This is a genomic window from Streptomyces sp. 2-1, assembly GCF_048564895.1.
GTDB classification, from domain to species: domain Bacteria; phylum Actinomycetota; class Actinomycetes; order Streptomycetales; family Streptomycetaceae; genus Streptomyces; species Streptomyces phaeochromogenes.
In genome coordinates this window covers 4157360-4173915 of the sequence record NZ_CP183383.1, presented here as the reverse complement: position 1 = coordinate 4173915, position 16556 = coordinate 4157360, and the positions used below count along the sequence as shown (strand labels likewise).

Sequence of the window (16556 nt, the reverse complement as noted above, 5' to 3'; positions counted from 1 at the left end):
GACCGAGTGCGTACCGCTCTGCTTCTTTGCGCGTACCGCTCTACTTCTTTACACGAACAGTCTTTGTGGACCGTGTCTCGAGAGTCATCTCGTCGGCCTCCGCGACCTTCGCCTTCAATCGCACAGTACCTGCCGCGGCGTCGACCACGTCCACCACCTTCGAAAGCAGTTTCGCCGTATCCGCGTTTCCGGAGGCGCTGGCGAGCTGAACGGCCCGTCCCAGCTTGGCCGTTGCTCCGTCGACATCTCCCGCTTTGCGCGCATCCAGACCCTGTTGGATGACTTGTGCCAGTTCCGCCTGACCTGTGTAGTGCGCGACCTGCGGGTTGATCGACGTGGACGCTGCCATGTCGTCGGTCCACACGGCCCGTACGAGACCCTGGGCGCCCAGCGTCTGGGCGGTGCCGTCGCCCTGCGGGATCACCAGGGAGACGCGGGCGGCCAGCATCTCCTGGCCGAGGTCGGCCTCGGGGACCTCGACGCACACGTGGTAGTCGCGGGACTCGTCCCCCCAGGAGCCGGTGGGGTAGTCGCCGGCGCGCGGGCCCGCCTCCGTGCGGCGGTCGGTCAACTCCTCGACCGTGGGCGCGACCTGCTTGACGAACTTGATCGACGTGCCGACCGGGGTCCACAGCCGCAGCGCCACGTCCGCGACCTCCTTGCCCATGGCCGTCTCCATCATCTGCGTGAAGTCGGCGGACAGGCCCGCCGGGTCGGCGACGATGTCGGAGGTGCCGAGCAGCGCGGACGCGATCCCGGTGACCTCCTTGACCTCCCAGTCCGTGCCGACGCCCCGCGCGTCCGCGGTGAACCGGCCCGCGCAGGCCTCCAGCGCGGCCTTGAGGTCCTCGGGCGACTCGTGTTCGTTGCGGCCGTCGGTGAGCACGATGCCGTGCCGGATGGCGACGTCCGCCGAGGACAGCAGCCGGTCGGCCAGCCGCAGCCAGGTGCCGATCGCCGTGCCGCCGCCCGCGCTCAGCTTGCGCAGCGCCTGCTTGGCCTGGTCGCGGGTCTGCGCGTCGGCGACGGCGAGCCGGCCGCCGCCCGGGTAGACCTCCTTGGCCACATGCGTCCCGCCGATCACCGCGAAGTGCACGCCGTCGCGCACCGCGTCGATCGCCGCCGCCGTCGCGTCCCGGGCGCCCCGCATCTTCGTCGGCGGGTAGTCCATGGACCCCGAACAGTCGACCATGATCGCCACGGCCGCGTCCGGGCCCTCACCGGGCGTGTAGAGGTGGGGTGCCGCCACGGCACTGCCCACGGTGCCGCCGCCGGTCGAGGTCACCGTGACGATCGCGTTGACCTCGCGGCCGCCCTCCGGCAGGTACTCGTTCTGGTACACGTCCACCGAGAACTGCGGCACGTTCGACTTCGAGAAATTGGCCATGCCTTCTCTGCTCCCCCTCAGGACTCCCACGAGGTGTGGGTGATGTCGGTGGGCGAACCGGTCCCCTCCGGTCCTGGCCCCTCCGAGGCCGATGCCGTTTCGTACGGCTCGTACCGCTTCGGCCTCAGGCCGATCCTGCCCCCTGAGACGGGGCCGGGAACGGCACGACGGCCACTGTTACGTTGTCGTGGCCCCCGCCGTCCAGGGCGTGGCCCACCAGGACCTGGGCGCTGTGCAGCGGACGGTCCGCCGCGTCGGGCGGGATGACCTCGGCCATCTCCTCCGCCGCCTCCGCGTAGTTCCACAGTCCGTCGGTGCACACCACCACTACACCCGGCCGGTCCGGCTTGAAGGAAGCGGTGTGCGGCTCCAGTTCGTACGCGTCCGCCCCGAGCCAGCCCGTGATGGCGTGGGCGCGCTCGTCCGCGTACGCCTCGGCCTCGCTCATCAGGCCCGCGGCGACCATCTGGGCGGCCCAGGAGTCGTCCTCGGTGAGCCGGGCCGGGGGTGACGACCGGTCCACGGGCACCCAGTAGGCGCGGCTGTCGCCGACCCAGCCGACGATCAGCAGGCTGGGGGTGACGACGGAGCCGACGATGGTGCAGGCGGGTGCGTTCACGTGCGGCTGGTGCTCGTGGGCCGGAGTGCTGCGGTCCGCCAGGGAGTTGACGGCCTCCGAGGCCGCGAGGATCGCGTCGTGCATCGCCTGCTGCGGGTGCGTGCCGCGCGGCAGGGCCGCCAGGAGGGACTCGTTGGCCGCGCGGGAGGCGGCCAGCGAGGCCTCGTCGGGGCGGGTCGCCGAGGAGACGCCGTCGCAGACGATCGCGACGACCGCGGGCGAGCCGTCGGACAGCGCGGTCGAGGACACCGTGAACGCGTCCTCGTTGCGGTGGTGGCGCAGGCCCCGGTCGCTGACCGCGGCCACCGAGCCCAGCTCCTGCTCCATGTGGTCGCGCTCGCGCGGCTGCGCGTGCCCGCAGTTCTCGCAGTAGCCGTCCCGGTCGACCTGGCCCGCACGGCAGGCCACACAGACCTTCAGGCCCGCGGGGGGCGTCGGAAGGTCGGCCGTACGCGGATCGGCCGGCGGCACCTCGGGAGGCAGCGGCGCGGCGAGCGGGTACTCGTCCGGTTCCGCGGACGCCTGAGCCGACACCTGCGCGGCGGGCGGGGCGGCGGGCCCCGGCACCTGCGCGGGGGACGGCGGCGGTGGTGGTGCGGCCGGGGGCGACGGCGGCTGCGCGGGCCGGTCGAACCGTACGCCCGGGCTGTCGGAGCCCGCCGACTCGCGGCCGTCGATGTCCGTCGGCAGGACCACGGGCGCGGGTGTGTCCGCCGTGTCCACCTCCGGGGCGACCGGCCAGTCCACGGACGCCGCGGCCGAAGGGGGCCGGGGCGCCGCGCCGTTGACGGCGACCGTGGGGTTGTCGTCCGGCGGTGCGGGTACGGCGGTGAGGTCGTACCCGCACGCACCGCAGAAACGGTCCCCCGACTCCAGCGGCTCCTCGCAGCTGGGGCAGGCGGCCAGTTGAGGCATCTGCGACATCAATTACACCCACGTCCGGGGGCGGTAGCGGTTGGCGCGCTCCACCAGATCGATCCTCTCCTCGCCACGCTGGGCGAGCCGGGCCAGTGTCCGGTACGAGCGCTCCAGACCGAAGCGCAGGCCCCGCTCGTCCAGGTCGCTGCCGAGCAGTACGGTCCGCGCCCCAGTGCTCGGCGGGGCGGAACCCTGGCTACCGGAGAGTACCCAGTCCAGGGCGCAACCAAGGACCTCTGTGGACAACTGCTCGCGGCGCACCGCGTCCAGACCGTACCCGTCCAGCGCCTCGACCTGGGCCGCGGCCGAGGTCAGGTCGTCCAGGAACGGGGCGTCGGGAACGCCCGCACCGGACAGCCCCGGCCCGGGAACCCCCGTACCGGGCACGCCCGCGGCGGGCACCGCCGTACCGGACGTACCCAGAGCCGGTGGACCCGGTGGGGGCGGCGCGGTCTCGGCCAGCCGCTGGCGCAGCCGGGCCCGGACGGCGGCGACCCGGGCCGCCGTGTAGTGGATCGACGCCTCCGGCACCGACTCCAGCGTCCGTACGGAGCCACGGCGGTCGCCCGCCGCGAGCTGGACGCGGGCCAGGCCGAACGCGGTGCTCACATAGCTGGGGTCGGTCGTCCACACCAGGCGGTAGTACTCGGCGGCGTTGTCCAGCTGCCCGAGGACCTCCGCGCACACGCCGAGGGCCAGCTTGGGCGCGGGCTCGCCCGGGAACGCGTCGTAGATCGCGTCGAAGGACACCGCCGCGACCTCGTGGTCGCCGGTCGCGAGCGCCGCCACGCCCCGGTACCAGACCACCCGCCAGTCGTCGGGATGGTCCGCCTCCAGGGCTTCGAGCGTCCTGGTCGCCTGGTCGAGCTCGCCCATCTCCAGGCGCGCCCGCAGCTCGCGCAGCCGCAGCTCCAGGGAGCCGGCGGGCGCCGCCTGCAGCGCGGTGATCAGCTCGGCCGGTGCGGACGTCATCAGCCCGGCCAGGAAGCCCGCGTTCGGGTCGCCCGGGTCCACCCGCGGCACCGGCAGCGCGAGGGCCGCGGCGGCGGTGTTCAGCGGCTTGATGAGGGCGGCCCGAACGGCGGCGGAGGGCGGCGGGAGGAACGGCGTGCCGTTCGCCCCCGCGGCCCCGCTCGCCGCTGTCGCCCCGTTCGTACCGTTCGTTCTGCTCGCCCCGGCCGTCAGCGCGGGCGCGCCCTTCTTTCCGCGTACGGGATCGACCCGCACGCCCAGCCGCGACACGTCGCCGGCCAGTGAGCCGAACAACTCCGTGTCCGTGACCTTCAGTTCGGGTCCGAACAGGGTGGACAGCGAGGGCCGGGCGCGTCCCGTCTGCACGGAGACGACCTCGCGCAGCACACCCGTGAGCTGCTCGGCCATCTCCTGCGCGGAGGCGAACCGGCGGGCCGGGTCGGGATCGGTGGCGCGCACGAGGAGCCGGTAGAACGACTCGTACGTGCGGAAGACCTCGATGTTGTCGGGGTCGGGCAGGGAGTCCACGAAGACGTTCGTGTAGCCCTGGAAGTCGAAGGTCAGGACCGCCAGCGTGCGGGCGACCGTGTAGAGATCCGAGGCGACCGACGGGCCGACGTCGGCGACCTCCGGCGCCTGGTAGCCGACCGTGCCGTAGATGGCCGACTCGTCGTCGTCCATCCTGCGCACCGCGCCCATGTCGATCAGCTTGAGCTGATCCTCGGTCTGTATCGCGTTGTCGACCTTGAAGTCGCAGTACAGGAGGTTGCGGCTGTGCAGATGGCCGAGGGCCTCAAGGGCCTCGATGCCGTACGCGCAGGCCTGCTCCACCGGCAGCGGATCGCGCTTGCCGGTCGCCGTGCGGCGGCCGTTGGCGATCTCCTTGAGGGACTTGCCGCCCACGTACTCCATGACGATGTACCCGTCCAGCGAACCCGTCCGCTGGTCGAGGTGCTCCACGAAGTTGTAGATCCGCACGATGTTGGAGTGCTCGATCTCGGCGAGGAAGCGGCGCTCGGAGATCGCGGCCTCCATCGCGTCCTGGTCGCCCGTGTCGAGGAGGCCCTTGAGGACCACCCAGCGGTCGGACACCGCGCGGTCGACGGCGAGATACACCCAGCCGAGCCCGCCGTGCGCGAGGCAGCCCACGACCTCGTACTGGCCGTGCACGATGTCACCGGTCTGCAGCTTCGGCACGAACGAGTACGGGTGGCCGCACTTGGTGCAGAAACCCTCCGTACGGCCGGACCGCTCGCCGCGCGAACGCCCCACCGGCGCACCGCAGTCGGAGCGCGAGCAGAACCGCTTGCGCTCGGGGACCTCGGGGTTCTCCTGGATCATCACGCGCGGGTCGGGCCGCGGCACGTCCGGAACCTGCACCAGGCCGACGCCGAGCCGGCTGCGCCCCGAGGACGCGGCGGTCGAGCCGGAACTGCGCACCGACACCGAACGGCCCGTGGTGCGGCCCGACACCGAGCGCGAGAGACGGCCCGACACCGAGCGCCGCGACTGGGACGACCGAGACGAGGCACGTGAGGAGGCGCGGGAGCTGGAGCGCGAACTGGCGCTGCCCGAACTCCGCGAACCGCTCCGGCCGCCCCCGGTGATCCCGGTCGGCGGGGAGCCCACCATGCCCGTCGACGAGACGACCGGGGCCAGACCGCAGGTGTCGCAGTACAGCTCGCCGCCGCCCATGTCCTCGTACGACCCCGAGCAGCCTGGCCGCTGACACGGATCCTGCGAACTCTGCCCACTCGCTTCGGTGTTGACGTTCTGCTGACTCACGATTCCCCCCTCCGGTCCTGTGGTCCGCCGTGCCCGGGGACCCTGGGCACCAGCACTTCGGCCGCCGCGTGCTGGTAGCGCAGCACAGCCTGTTCCGCCACACGCAGGTCGCAGGGCGCGCTCCACAGCATGCGGCGCGCCGCGTCGTACCGCTCCACCAGCAGCGGGTCCTCGGCGAAGCCGTGCCGGGCGACCTTCGCCTTGTACGCGTCGAGACGGCCGCGCAGCTCCGCGCGGACCGCGAGCGGCGCGGTGACCGCGGTCAACGACTCGCGGGCGCGCAGCAGTTCGTCGTCGGCCTTCGCCTCCAGGGACTCCAGGAGCGGCGAGAGGCGGTGCCACTGGGCGTGCCTGCGGTACTCGGCGGCCGTCGCCAGCTGCTCCTGCAGCGCGGTCGGCGGGCCGCTCACCGCGGGCACCTCGGACGCGGCGATCTTCGCCAGGACCTCGCCACGGGCGCTGCGCGCCTCGGCGAGCGTGCGGTCCGCGCGGCTCAGCACGTCCCGCAGCCGCAGCAGCCGCGCCTCCGCGTCCTGCCGGACGGTGAGCACGGCGTCGATCTCGCGGCGCACCTCCTCCAGGGCGCGCGCCTCGCGGTCGTAGCGCGTGGTGTCGGGACGGCCGCCGCCGGGCGCCGAACTGCCCTGCGCGGGCAGCCAGAAGTCCAGCGGATCGGACACCACCCGCTCGCGCAGCACGGTCAGGGTGCGTGTGATCCGCTCCAGGTCGTCGCCCGAGGGGTGCTCACCGGGCCGTACGCCCACGGAGTGCGCGAGCTGGCGGGTGCGCTGCAACTCCGCGGCCAGTAAATCGATCCGGGCGGGCAGCGCCGACCACACGGCGTCGGCCGTCACGACCATGTCCAGCGAGGTCGCGTACAACTCGTTCATGCGCTCCACGAGTTCGGCGAGCGAGAAGCTCTCGCTGAGCTTGCCCGTGCCCGCCATCGTGGGCGCGGCGGCCGTGGCGGACGCGCTGCCGGCGACCGTCACGCTCTCGCCGCGCAGCAGCTCGGTGAGTTCCACGAGGTCCTCGCGGTTCGACCAGCGTCTGCGCGAGCGGATCTCCCGCGCGGAGCGCAACGCGTCGGCGTACGCGTCGAAGTACGCCCACAGCAGGGAGATCGACGCCTCGGCGGCCCCCCAGCGCTCTTTGGTCGTACCAGTGAGCTCGGCGCCTTCGAGGAGTCTGCGGCCCGCGTGGTCCTGCAGGGCGAGGAGCGAGGTCTCGATGGCCTCGTGCTCCGCGCCGAGCCGCGCCAGCGCACGGTCCACCTCGTCCCGGTCCATCACCGGCCCGGAGGGTCCCGTGACGCCCATCGATCACCCCTCGCTTCGTGAAGAACTGCGTGAAGAACTATTTGTGAAGAGCAGTTCCTGAAGAACTGTTCGTCAGGAACTACTGGAACATTCCCGCTACTTGTACTGGACCGGGGGCGGCCCGTCGCTCTTGCCGAGCGTCCCGGCGAGCCAGGTGTTGTACGACTTCTGCCAGTCGGCCTTGCGGTAGTCCACCAGGATCTGGTTGACCCGGCGTATCAGATCGGTTGCGTCCTTCTTCATCGCCACGCCGTAGTACTCGTCCGTGAAGGGCTCGCCCTTGAGCTGGACCGTCGGGTCCTGCGCCGCCTGGCTCGCGGCGAGCGCGCCGTCGGTCACGACGGCGTCGACCTCACCGAGCTGCAGCCGCACCAGGCAGTCGAGTTGGTTCGGCACGACGGTGCTGATGTCGGCGGACTTGGGGATGACCTTTCCCAGGTCGTCCTGCAGTTTCTCAAGGGCGATCGAGCCCGACGCCGAGCAGATCCGCTTGCCCGCGAGCGTGTCGTCGTATCCCTTGATGTCCGACTTCTTCGGAGCGAGCACCTGCTGGCCGGTCTTGAAGTAGGGCGAGGAGAACGCCACGAGACCCAGCCGCTCGCAGTTGATCGTCATGGTGCGCACCACCATGTCGACATCGCCGCGCTGGATCGCCGGGATGCGTTCGATGGTCGGGATGGCGCGGAAGACGACCTTGTCCGGGTCGCCGAGGATGTCCTGGGCGATCGCGTGCACGAGATCGATGTCGAAGCCCTCCAACTCGGCTTTCTTCGCCTCGCTGTTCGGGTCGCGGTAGCCGAAGCGGTAGCTGTTCTGGTCGACGCCGACCGTCAGAGACCCCTTCTCCTTGATCTTCTGGATGGTCGCACCGTCCTGGGGGCCGGAGTCCGGTGCCAGGCTCTGGTCCTCGGGGTTCACGCAGTCCTCGGCCTTGGCCTGCGAGCCCTGGGCCACCCCCTGGCCGTCGGCGCCCGTGCCGCCGTCCTCGCGGCTCTGGGAGACCGGCAACAGCAGCGCGAACACGGCGGCCAGGGCGCAGACGACCGCCATCGCACCCACCCCGCCCCAGCCCCTCAGACTGGTCCGCAAACGCCGTGCGTTCATCGTCATGCCCCCTCTCACCGGTACTCCGACAGCCTGCGCCCGATGCCGAGAACCGCGCCGGCCGCGGCCAGCACCGCGAGGACCGCGGCGCCCACCACAAGGCCGTTCATCGCGCCCCGGCCGTCTCCGGCGGCCTGCTTGAACTCGGTCTCCTCGTGCTGGATCGCCGTGGCCAGAGCCGTGTCGACGTTCTTGAAGCACTCGCCCGTGGGCTTCTTGCCGTCGGAGCCGATCACCCGGTCCAGCGCGCCCTGGTAGTTGCCCAGGTTGTCCTGCGTGCGGGCTTTCTCGTGCCGTTCCTTCCAGACCTTCATGTTCGCCGTCGCGGCCTTGACCGGCTTCATGCCCGCGCTGTCGTCGGCGAGGCCCTCGGCGGCGGCCAGCTTCGTGGTGAGGGCCTTCATCTGCGTCTTGTAGTCCTCGTCGAAGACGTCCAGCGTCTTCTTGTTCGCGCCAGTGCCCTCTGTCCTGGTCTCCGCGCCGCGGGCGACCAGCGTGAGGTTCTCGTTGCCCCGGGCCTTGAGCGAGGCGATCCGGGCGTCGTTGAGCGTGTTCAGCGAGCGGACCGCGTTGTCGTACGAGTCGTTGAGGCCGGCGCGGGCGACGCTGTGGCCGACGACCAGCCACAGCAGGACGACCGTGGAGGCGGCCGTGGCGGCGACCAGGCCGTGGTTCAGCACACGGTTCGTACGGCGGTAGTTGCGGTGCTGGGCCCAGGCGAGGCCGCCGATGGCGAGGACGCCGGCGCCGATCGCGATCCACGGGTAGGGCGTCGCGTCGTCGTAGTCGGCGCGCAGGCGCTGGTTCTCCACCGTGTAGAGATGCTCGGCGTCATCGAGCATCACCTGCATCTTCGAGTTCGCGTACCGGAGGTAGGCGCCGCCGAGGGGGAAGCCCTGGCGGTTGTTGGCCCGGGCGCGCTCCACAAGGCCCTTGTACTCGGGCAGCATCCTGTTCAGCTTGGTGATGGTCTTCTCGGAGGCGGAGCCCGGTTCCGAGTTGGCCGCCGCGGTGACCAGCTTCTCCGCCGCGTTGTTGATGTCCTTCTCGTAGAGGTCGCGGGACGCCTTCGTCTCCTGGCCGCCCGCGAGGAAGCCGCTGGACGCGGCCGTGTTGGCGTCGGCGAGGGAGCGGTAGATCTCCGCCGCGTCGGCGCTCAGCGGCTGGCTGCTGTGCAGCACGGCGTCCGCGGCGGCCGAACGGTCCGTCATCTCCCAGGCGGTGACCGCCCCGAACGCGACGACGAGGAGGGCGAGCACCGCGCCGATGATGCGCAGCCGCCCGGGCTCGGTGGTCGCCGCGGCCCGCAGCTGGTCGACGCCCTCGGCCCACGCCGTACGGCGGGGAGGCCCGGTGTCGGGCACGGCGGAGCGGACCTGCGGCCCGGGCGGCGGCGCCTGCGGAGGCACCGCGGGCATCGTGGGTGCGGGCGCCCCCGGTGGCGCCGCACCGCCCTTCTGCTGATATGTCACTCGACCTCCCCCATGGTCATAGGCCGGTCACCTCCGCCCGGGCGCCAGGAAGCGCGGGCAGAGGTACACGGCCGCAAGTATCGCCGCCGGGACTGACATCCGCACAGGCCTTGCCGCGATCTTGTTCCGATTGCAGCAAGGCCTTGTCCGGATCGCAGCACGGCGAAGATCCCGTACCACCCCTGCCCATGAATACGCCAACCCGAACTGTTCGGTTCCCGGCGCGCTCAGACCCTCTCGTAAAACTCCCGCACGCGGGCGTGCGCCAGGGCCGGGGCCCCCTCGTGGTCGAGTCCGAGGAGGGCCGAGCCGAGGACCGGCCGGGCGGTGACGACGCTGGGTACGGCCTTGGGGGCGCGCTCGGCCAGCAGTTCCCTTATCCGGTCGTCGAGTTGGGGGTGGCGGGCGGCCAGGACGCCCCCGCCGAGCAGGACCGGCGTCTCCTCGTCGAGCAGGTCGAGACGGGTCAGGGCGACGACCGACATGGCGGTGACCTCGTCCGCGAGCCGGTCGACGAGCGCGCGGGCGACCGGGTCGCCGTCCGTCGCCGTGGCGAACAGGACCGGCGTCAACTCGTGGCGCCGCGCGTGCTCGATGTGTTCCAGGTGCAGGGCCTCGATCAGCGCGTACATGGAGTCGAGGCCGAAGTGCGCGGGCAGGGTGCGGGCCAGCGCGGTCGGAGCGCCCCGCCCGTCCTCGGCCCGCGCGCCGTGCCACAGGGCCTCCTCGGAGAGGCCCCAGCCGCCGCCCCAGTCACCGGAGATACGGCCCAGGGCGGGGAAGCGGGCGACCCGGCCGTCGGGCCGCATGCCCACGCAGTTGATGCCCGCGCCGCACACCACGGCCACCCCGCGCGGCTCCTCCACACCGGCCCGCAGGATCGCGAAGGTGTCGTTGCGGACCTCCACGGTCGTGCCCCACGCGCGCGCGTGCAGCGCGGCGGCCAACTGCTCCTCCTCCACGGGCAGATCGGCGTTGGCCAGACACGCCGAGACATGGTTCACGGAGTCGACGCCCGCCGCGGCGAAGGCCCGGCCGACGGCGTCCGCGACCGTGTCGACCGCCTCCCTGATGCCGACGACGGGCGGCCGGAACCCGCCGGCGCGCGCCGTGGCGAGCACGCTCCCGTCGTCCGCCACGACCGCGACGTCGGTCTTGCTGTTCCCCGCGTCGACGGCGAGGACCCGTGCGGTCACGCCCACGCGAGGTGCTCCCGGTTGTGCGCGATCAGCCGGTCGGTGAGGCCCTCGGCGTACGCGTACTGGCCCACCAGCGGATGCGCGAGCAGCGCCCGGAACACCCGCTCGCGTCCCCCGCGCAGCGCGGCCTCCAGGGCCAGGTCCTCGTACGCGGTCACGTTCGCCATCAGCCCTGCGTACAGCGGGTCCACCGGAGCCACCGGCAGCGGCGTCGCCCCCGCGTGCCCGACCGCTGCCTGCACCTCGATCACGGCGTCGTCGGGCAGGAACGGCAGTGTCCCGCGGTTGTACGTGTTCACCACCTGGTAGGTGCTCCCGCCCCCGCCGAGCAGCGACGCGGCGAGGTCCACGGCCGCCTCGGAGTAGTAGGCGCCACCCCGCTTGGCGAGCAGCTCCGGCTTCTCGTCGAGCTCCGGGTCGCCGTACATCTTGAGCAACTCCCGCTCCATCTCCGCCACTTCCGCGGCCCGCGACGGCTTCGTACCCAGTTCTCGTACGACCTCGTCGTGCGCGTAGAAGTAGCGCAGGTAGTAGGACGGGACGACGCCCAGCCGGTCGAGGATGTCGCGCGGCAGGCGCAGGGTGTCGGCGAGGGTGTCGCCGTGCTCGGCGAGCAGCTTGGGCAGGACGTTCTCGCCCTCGGGGCCGCCCAGGCGCACACCGGTCTCCCAGGTGAGGTGGTTGAGGCCCACATGGTCCAGGTGCACATCGGAGGGGGAGACACCCAGCATTCCGGCGAACTTCCGCTGGAATCCGATCGCCACGTTGCACAGTCCGACCGCTTTGTGACCGGCCTGGAGCAGGGCGCGGGTCACGATGCCGACGGGGTTGGTGAAGTCGATGATCCAGGCGTCCGGGTTGGCACGCCGTACGCGCTCGGCGATGTCGAGCACCACCGGGACCGTACGCAGCGCCTTGGCGAGGCCGCCGGCGCCGGTCGTCTCCTGGCCGACGCAGCCGCACTCCAGCGGCCAGGTCTCGTCCTCGTTGCGGGCGGCCTGTCCGCCGACGCGGAGCTGGAGCAGCACCGCGTCGGCGCCCTCGACACCCGCGTCGAGGTCGTCGGTCGTGGTGATGCGCCCGGGGTGCCCCTGCTTGGCGAAGATGCGCCGCGCCAGACCGCCGACGAGTTCGAGGCGGTCGAGTGCGGGGTCGACCAGGACCAGTTCCTCTATGGGCAGGGTGTCCCTCAACCTCGCGAACCCGTCGATGAGTTCAGGGGTGTAGGTGGAGCCCCCGCCCACTACTGCGAGTTTCATGTCAGCCCTTCACTCCGGTGAGCGTGACGCCCTCGACGAACGCCTTCTGCGCGAAGAAGAACACGAGGATCACGGGGGCCATGACCAGGACGGTCGCGGCCATCGTCAGATTCCAGTCGGTGTGGTGGGCGCCCTTGAAGGACTCCAGGCCGTAGCTCAGGGTCCAGGCGCCGGGATTCTCGGACGCGTAGATCTGCGGTCCGAAGTAGTCGTTCCAGGCGTAGAAGAACTGGAACAGCGCGACGGCGGCGATGCCGGGCTTGGCCATCGGCAGGACGACCTTCAGCAGGGTTTTGAAGTCCCCGCAGCCGTCGACCTTCGCCGCGTCGATGTACTCGTTCGGGATCGTCATCAGGAACTGCCGCAGCAGGAAGATCGAGAACGCGTCCCCGAACGCCATCGGGATGATCAGCGGCCACAGGGTGCCCGACAGATCCAGCTGCTTCGCCCAGAACAGGTACATCGGGATGATGATGACCTGCGGCGGCAGCATCATCATCGAGATGACCAGCATCAACGACAGGTTCCGGCCACGGAAGCGGAACTTGGCGAGCGCGTACGCCACCGGAATGCTGGACACCACCGTCAGGACGGTGCCGCCGCCCGCGTACAGAAGGGTGTTCTTCCACCAGGTGAGGAAGCCGGGCGTGTCGAAGACCTTCGCGTAGTTGCCCCACTCCCAGGTGTCCGGGATCAGGTCCCTGGTGAGGGTCTGGTTGTCGCTCATCAGGGAGGTGAGGACGACGAACACGAAGGGCAGCACGAAGAACAGCGCGGCGGCGACGCCGAGCGCGTGCACGGCGATCCATTCGAGGAGCGCCTTGCGGCGGGCGGTCCGCTCGGCGGGGGTGGCCGGCGGCGTCCCCAACTCCACGGGCTTGTCGAGTACTTGGGTCATGGTCAGTCACCTGCCTGGATGAGACCGCCCCGGCGCCGCATCAGGAACGCGGTGAACACCATGGACAGGGCGAACAGCACCAGCGCGACCACGCACGCGGAGCCGTAGTCGAAGCGCTGGAAGCCGAGGTTGTAGACGAGCTGAGGCAGGGTGAGCGTCGACTTGTCGGGGTATCCCGGTTCGAACTGCTGGCCCGAGCCGCCGATGATCCCGGAGGCGACCTTCCCCGCGACCAGCGGCTGTGTGTAGTACTGCATCGTCTGGATCACGCCGGTGACCACCGCGAACATCACGATCGGTGAGATGTTCGGCAGCGTCACGAACCGGAACCGGTGCCAGGCGGACGCGCCGTCCAGCTCGGCGGCCTCGTACTGCTCCTTCGGTACGTCGAGCAGCGCGGCCATGAAGATGACCATCAGGTCGCCGACGCCCCACAGGGCCAGCATGGTGAGGGCGGGCTTGGACCACGCGGCGTCCGTGAACCAGCCGGGCGTCGGCAGGCCGAGGTCGCCGAGCACCGAGTTGACCGGCCCCGTACCCGGGTTGAGCAGGAAGACGAAGGCCAGCGTCGCCGCGACGGGCGGCGCCAGGTAGGGCAGGTAGAAGAGGGTGCGGAACACACCCGTGCCCGTCTTGATCTTCGTGATCAGCAGACCGATGCCCAGGCCGAAGGCGACCCGCAGGGTGACCATGACGACCACCAGCCACAGGGTGTTGCGCAGCGCCGGCCAGAACATGGGGTAGTCGTTGAAGACGTAGTTCCAGTTGTCCAGACCCCGGAAGACGGGGACACCGAAGCCGTCGTACTTCATGAACGAGAAGTACACGGTCGAGAGCAGCGGATACGCGAAGAAGACACTGAAGCCGATCAGCCACGGCGACATGAAGGCGGCCGTGCGAAGCGCCGACCGGCGGCGCTTCGCACGCAGAGTGAGCGTGGACATCGGTGGCTACTTCGCCTGCTCGATGTCACGGTCGATCTGGTCGGCCGTCTTCTTCAGACCGGCCTTCAGATCCTTCGCCTTGCCGGACTCGTACTGGTAGCCGAAGTCCTGGAGGGTCGTCTGGTACGTCGAGCCGTTGACGGACGCCGGCGGGGTGTTGGAGTGCGGGTTCTGCGCGATGTCCAGGAAGGTCTTGAAGCCCGGGTCGACCGTCAGGTCGGGCGACTTCAGCGCGGCGAACGTGGACGGCACGTTGTGGATGGCGTTGGCGAAGGCGACGACGGCCGCGGTGTCGGTCGTCATGTACTTCACCAGCTCCCAGGCCGCGTTCTGCTTCTTGCTCTGCGGCGCGATGCCCATGACCGTGCCGGAGAGGAAGCCCTTGCCGTACTCGTCGACCTCGTCGTCGGCGACGGGCATGGGAGCCGTGCCGATGTCGAACTTCACGCCCGCGTCCTTGGCCATGCCCAGCCGCCACTCGCCGTCGAGCTGCATGGCCACCTGGCCGGTCTGGAAGGGGTGCTTGGCGCCCCACTCGTCGCCGAAGGTGTTGCGGTACTTCTCCAGCTTCTGGAAGCCGCCGAGGCTGTCGACGAGCTTCTTCTGGTACGTGAACATCTCGGCGAACGCCGGGTCCTCGGCGATGCTGGACTTGCCGTCCTTGTCGAAGTAGGCGTGGTCCCACTGCGACATGTAGTGGTCCACGACCGTCTCGTAGCCGTGGTAGTTCGGCATGAAGCCGAGCTGCTCGTACGAGTCGCCCTTGGACTTCGTCAGCTTCTTGGCGACCTCGGTGAACTCGGACCACGTCTTCGGCGGCGCCTTGATGCCGGCCTTCTCGAAGGCGTCCTTGTTGTAGTAGAGGCCGTACGCGTCACCCAGCAGCGGCATCGCGCAGCGCTTGCCCTCGAACTGGGTGTACTCCAGCATCGGCTTCGGAATGATCTTGTCGAGGTCGAGCTTCGACTTCTCGATGAACGGCTTGAGGTCGGCGAACGCGCCGGACGAACAGAACTTGCCGATGTTGGACGTGGTGAACGACGACACCACGTCGGGGCCGCTGGAACCACCCGCGCGCAGCGCCTGGTTGAGCTTGTCGTCGTTGATGTTGCCGACGACCTTCACCTTGATGTTGGGGTGTTCCTTCTCGAACCGGTCGATGTTCGCCTGGATGGCCTTGACCTCGGCGGGAGCACTCCAGCCGTGCCAGAACGTGATCGTCGTCGACGCGTTCGGGTCGTCCGTGGCGCCGGTGTCCGACTGGCCGGTACAGGCGGTGGTGAGAAGGGCTATCGAGGCGGCGGCGAGCACCGCTTTCCTGGGCATTCCGGGCATGGCGAAGTCTCCCTGGGGCGGGACGGGGTGTGGGACGGGTTGTGTACGGAGATGTGCGGGGGAGGTGTGCGGGTCCTGCTCAGCGCGAGGTGTCGAAGGCCTCGTCGCGGGTGGCCGCGAGCGCGCTCTCCAACGCGCCGCGCAGCACGGGGTGTTCGTCGACGTCACCGACCACGAGGCGCGGCCGGGACGCGGCCAGCTCCTCCAGCTCGGCCTGCACCAGGGTGCGCAGCGGTTCGCCGCCCCTGGTGAGCGAGGCCCCGCTGAGGACGACGAGTTCGGGGTCGAGGACGGAGACCAGCGAGGCGAGACCCGTGGCGAGCCCCGTCGCGTACGTCTCCAGGAGCTGCCGGTGGGCTCCCGCGTTGATGTCCGCCGCCTGCTCGACGAGCGCGGCGGCGACTTCGGCGTACGGCCCGGTCGGCAGGGGTTGGATGCCGAGTTCACGGGCGAGTTTCGGGATGGCCTGGGAGCCGGCCAGCTCCTGGTAGCCACCGCTGTTGGCCTTGGTGACGTGCCGCACGAGCGGCGCGCCGGGTACGGGGAGGAAGCCGACCTCGCCCGCGCCGCCGGTCCAGCCGCGGTGCAGGCGTCCACCGAGGACGAGCGCGGCACCGAGACCGCCCTCGTTCCACAGCAGTACGAAGTCCTCGTGACCCCGGGCCGCACCGAGCCGCTGCTCGGCTATGGCGACGAGGTTGACGTCGTTCTCGTACTCGACGGGCATCGGCAGCGCTGCCGCGAGCTCGTCGAGCAGGGCGGGGGAGTGCCACCCGGGAAGGTGGGAGGCGTAGCGCAGCCGCCCCGTGTTGGGGTCGAACGCGCCGGGGGTGCCGATGACGAGCCGCTGGATGTCGGCCCGGACCAGCCCCGCCGCCTTCACGGCGCCGTCGAGGGCGTCGGTGACCTGCCGTACGACGGTCTGTCCCGCGCGACGGCCGGGGGTGAGCAGTTCGTACTCTCCCACCGTCCGCCCGGTCACATCGGCGACGGCGGCGAGGATCCGCTCGGGCGTCACGTCGAGACCGGCGGCGTAGGCGGCGGCCGGGTTCACCGCGTACAGCTGTGCGTTGGGCCCCGGGCGGCCCTCGCTGGTACCGGTGACGAGGACGAGCCCCGCCGCCTCCAGTCGGGCCAGCAGCTGCGAAGCGGTCGGCTTCGACAGGCCGGTCAGCTTGCCGATCCGCGTCCGGGACAACGGCCCGTGCTCCAGCAGGAGATCGAGTGCGGCACGGTCGTTCATGGCGCGCAGAACGCGAGGGGTGCCCGGCGTACCGGCGGTTCCTGCCATGAGTGTCGACACCTGCCTTTCGGCTGCCCAGCTTCCCAGTGGTGCCACTGGGAA

The 16556-nt window shown here is 70.7% G+C and carries 12 protein-coding genes; all 12 read right to left on the bottom strand.

Features of this window, described 5'->3' with window-relative positions:
• Nucleotides 1–40 precede the first annotated feature (40 nt).
• A complete protein-coding gene (locus ACN20J_RS18330; protein ID WP_269654337.1) occupies nt 41–1387 on the bottom strand; it encodes a vWA domain-containing protein in 1347 nt (448 codons plus the stop codon).
• 124 nt (nt 1388–1511) lie between these two features.
• Nucleotides 1512–2933 (bottom strand): PP2C family serine/threonine-protein phosphatase, encoded by a 1422-nt coding sequence (locus ACN20J_RS18325; protein ID WP_419666328.1) that lies wholly within the window; start codon nt 2931–2933, stop codon nt 1512–1514.
• Nucleotides 2934–5591: a tetratricopeptide repeat protein gene (locus tag ACN20J_RS18320; RefSeq protein WP_419668903.1), complete on the bottom strand. Its 2658-nt coding sequence runs from the start codon at nt 5589–5591 to the stop codon at nt 2934–2936.
• Nucleotides 5592–5677: 86 nt separating this feature from the next.
• Nucleotides 5678–7000, bottom strand: a complete 1323-nt coding sequence (locus tag ACN20J_RS18315; RefSeq protein ID WP_189837790.1) for a hypothetical protein — start codon at nt 6998–7000, stop codon at nt 5678–5680.
• Between the two features lie 96 nt (nt 7001–7096).
• Nucleotides 7097–8104: a glutamate ABC transporter substrate-binding protein gene (locus tag ACN20J_RS18310; protein ID WP_189837791.1), complete on the bottom strand. Its 1008-nt coding sequence runs from the start codon at nt 8102–8104 to the stop codon at nt 7097–7099.
• Between the two features lie 14 nt (nt 8105–8118).
• Entirely contained in the window at nt 8119–9576 is a 1458-nt protein-coding gene (locus tag ACN20J_RS18305; RefSeq protein ID WP_419666327.1) for a hypothetical protein, read from the bottom strand.
• Between the two features lie 227 nt (nt 9577–9803).
• The gene (locus tag ACN20J_RS18300) at nt 9804–10778 is read right to left on the bottom strand and encodes an N-acetylglucosamine kinase (RefSeq protein WP_189837792.1); all 975 of its coding nucleotides are present in this window, start codon (nt 10776–10778) and stop codon (nt 9804–9806) included.
• Nucleotides 10769–12034, bottom strand: coding sequence for a 6-phospho-beta-glucosidase (locus ACN20J_RS18295; RefSeq protein WP_189837793.1), 1266 nt, complete (start codon nt 12032–12034; stop codon nt 10769–10771). Before ACN20J_RS18295 ends, ACN20J_RS18300 begins: the two co-directional genes overlap by 10 nt.
• A 1-nt stretch (nt 12035) precedes the next feature.
• The gene (locus ACN20J_RS18290) at nt 12036–12932 is read right to left on the bottom strand and encodes a carbohydrate ABC transporter permease (RefSeq protein WP_361919701.1); all 897 of its coding nucleotides are present in this window, start codon (nt 12930–12932) and stop codon (nt 12036–12038) included.
• Nucleotides 12933–12934: 2 nt separating this feature from the next.
• On the bottom strand, nt 12935–13876 hold the full coding sequence (locus tag ACN20J_RS18285; protein WP_189837795.1) for a carbohydrate ABC transporter permease: 942 nt from the start codon (nt 13874–13876) through the stop codon (nt 12935–12937).
• Nucleotides 13877–13882: 6 nt separating this feature from the next.
• On the bottom strand, nt 13883–15211 hold the full coding sequence (locus ACN20J_RS18280) for an ABC transporter substrate-binding protein (RefSeq protein WP_189837796.1): 1329 nt from the start codon (nt 15209–15211) through the stop codon (nt 13883–13885).
• A 79-nt stretch (nt 15212–15290) separates the two neighbouring features.
• Complete coding sequence (locus tag ACN20J_RS18275; RefSeq protein WP_055611434.1) at nt 15291–16502, bottom strand: ROK family transcriptional regulator; 1212 nt, start codon at nt 16500–16502, stop codon at nt 15291–15293.
• Nucleotides 16503–16556: the final 54 nt, after the last annotated feature.

Bases quoted from the DNA above. Each gene is read 5' to 3' on its own strand.
- ACN20J_RS18290 (WP_361919701.1), bottom strand. From the start codon at position 12,932: ATGACCCAAGTACTCGACAAGCCCGTGGAGTTGGGGACGCCGCCGGCC.
- ACN20J_RS18280 (WP_189837796.1), bottom strand. From the start codon at position 15,211: ATGCCCGGAATGCCCAGGAAAGCGGTGCTCGCCGCCGCCTCGATAGCC.
- ACN20J_RS18315 (WP_189837790.1), bottom strand. From the start codon at position 7,000: ATGGGCGTCACGGGACCCTCCGGGCCGGTGATGGACCGGGACGAGGTG.
- ACN20J_RS18320 (WP_419668903.1), bottom strand. From the start codon at position 5,591: ATGGGCGGCGGCGAGCTGTACTGCGACACCTGCGGTCTGGCCCCGGTC.
- ACN20J_RS18295 (WP_189837793.1), bottom strand. From the start codon at position 12,034: ATGAAACTCGCAGTAGTGGGCGGGGGCTCCACCTACACCCCTGAACTC.
- ACN20J_RS18275 (WP_055611434.1), bottom strand. From the start codon at position 16,502: ATGGCAGGAACCGCCGGTACGCCGGGCACCCCTCGCGTTCTGCGCGCC.
- ACN20J_RS18330 (WP_269654337.1), bottom strand. From the start codon at position 1,387: ATGGCCAATTTCTCGAAGTCGAACGTGCCGCAGTTCTCGGTGGACGTG.
- ACN20J_RS18285 (WP_189837795.1), bottom strand. From the start codon at position 13,876: ATGTCCACGCTCACTCTGCGTGCGAAGCGCCGCCGGTCGGCGCTTCGC.
- ACN20J_RS18310 (WP_189837791.1), bottom strand. From the start codon at position 8,104: ATGAACGCACGGCGTTTGCGGACCAGTCTGAGGGGCTGGGGCGGGGTG.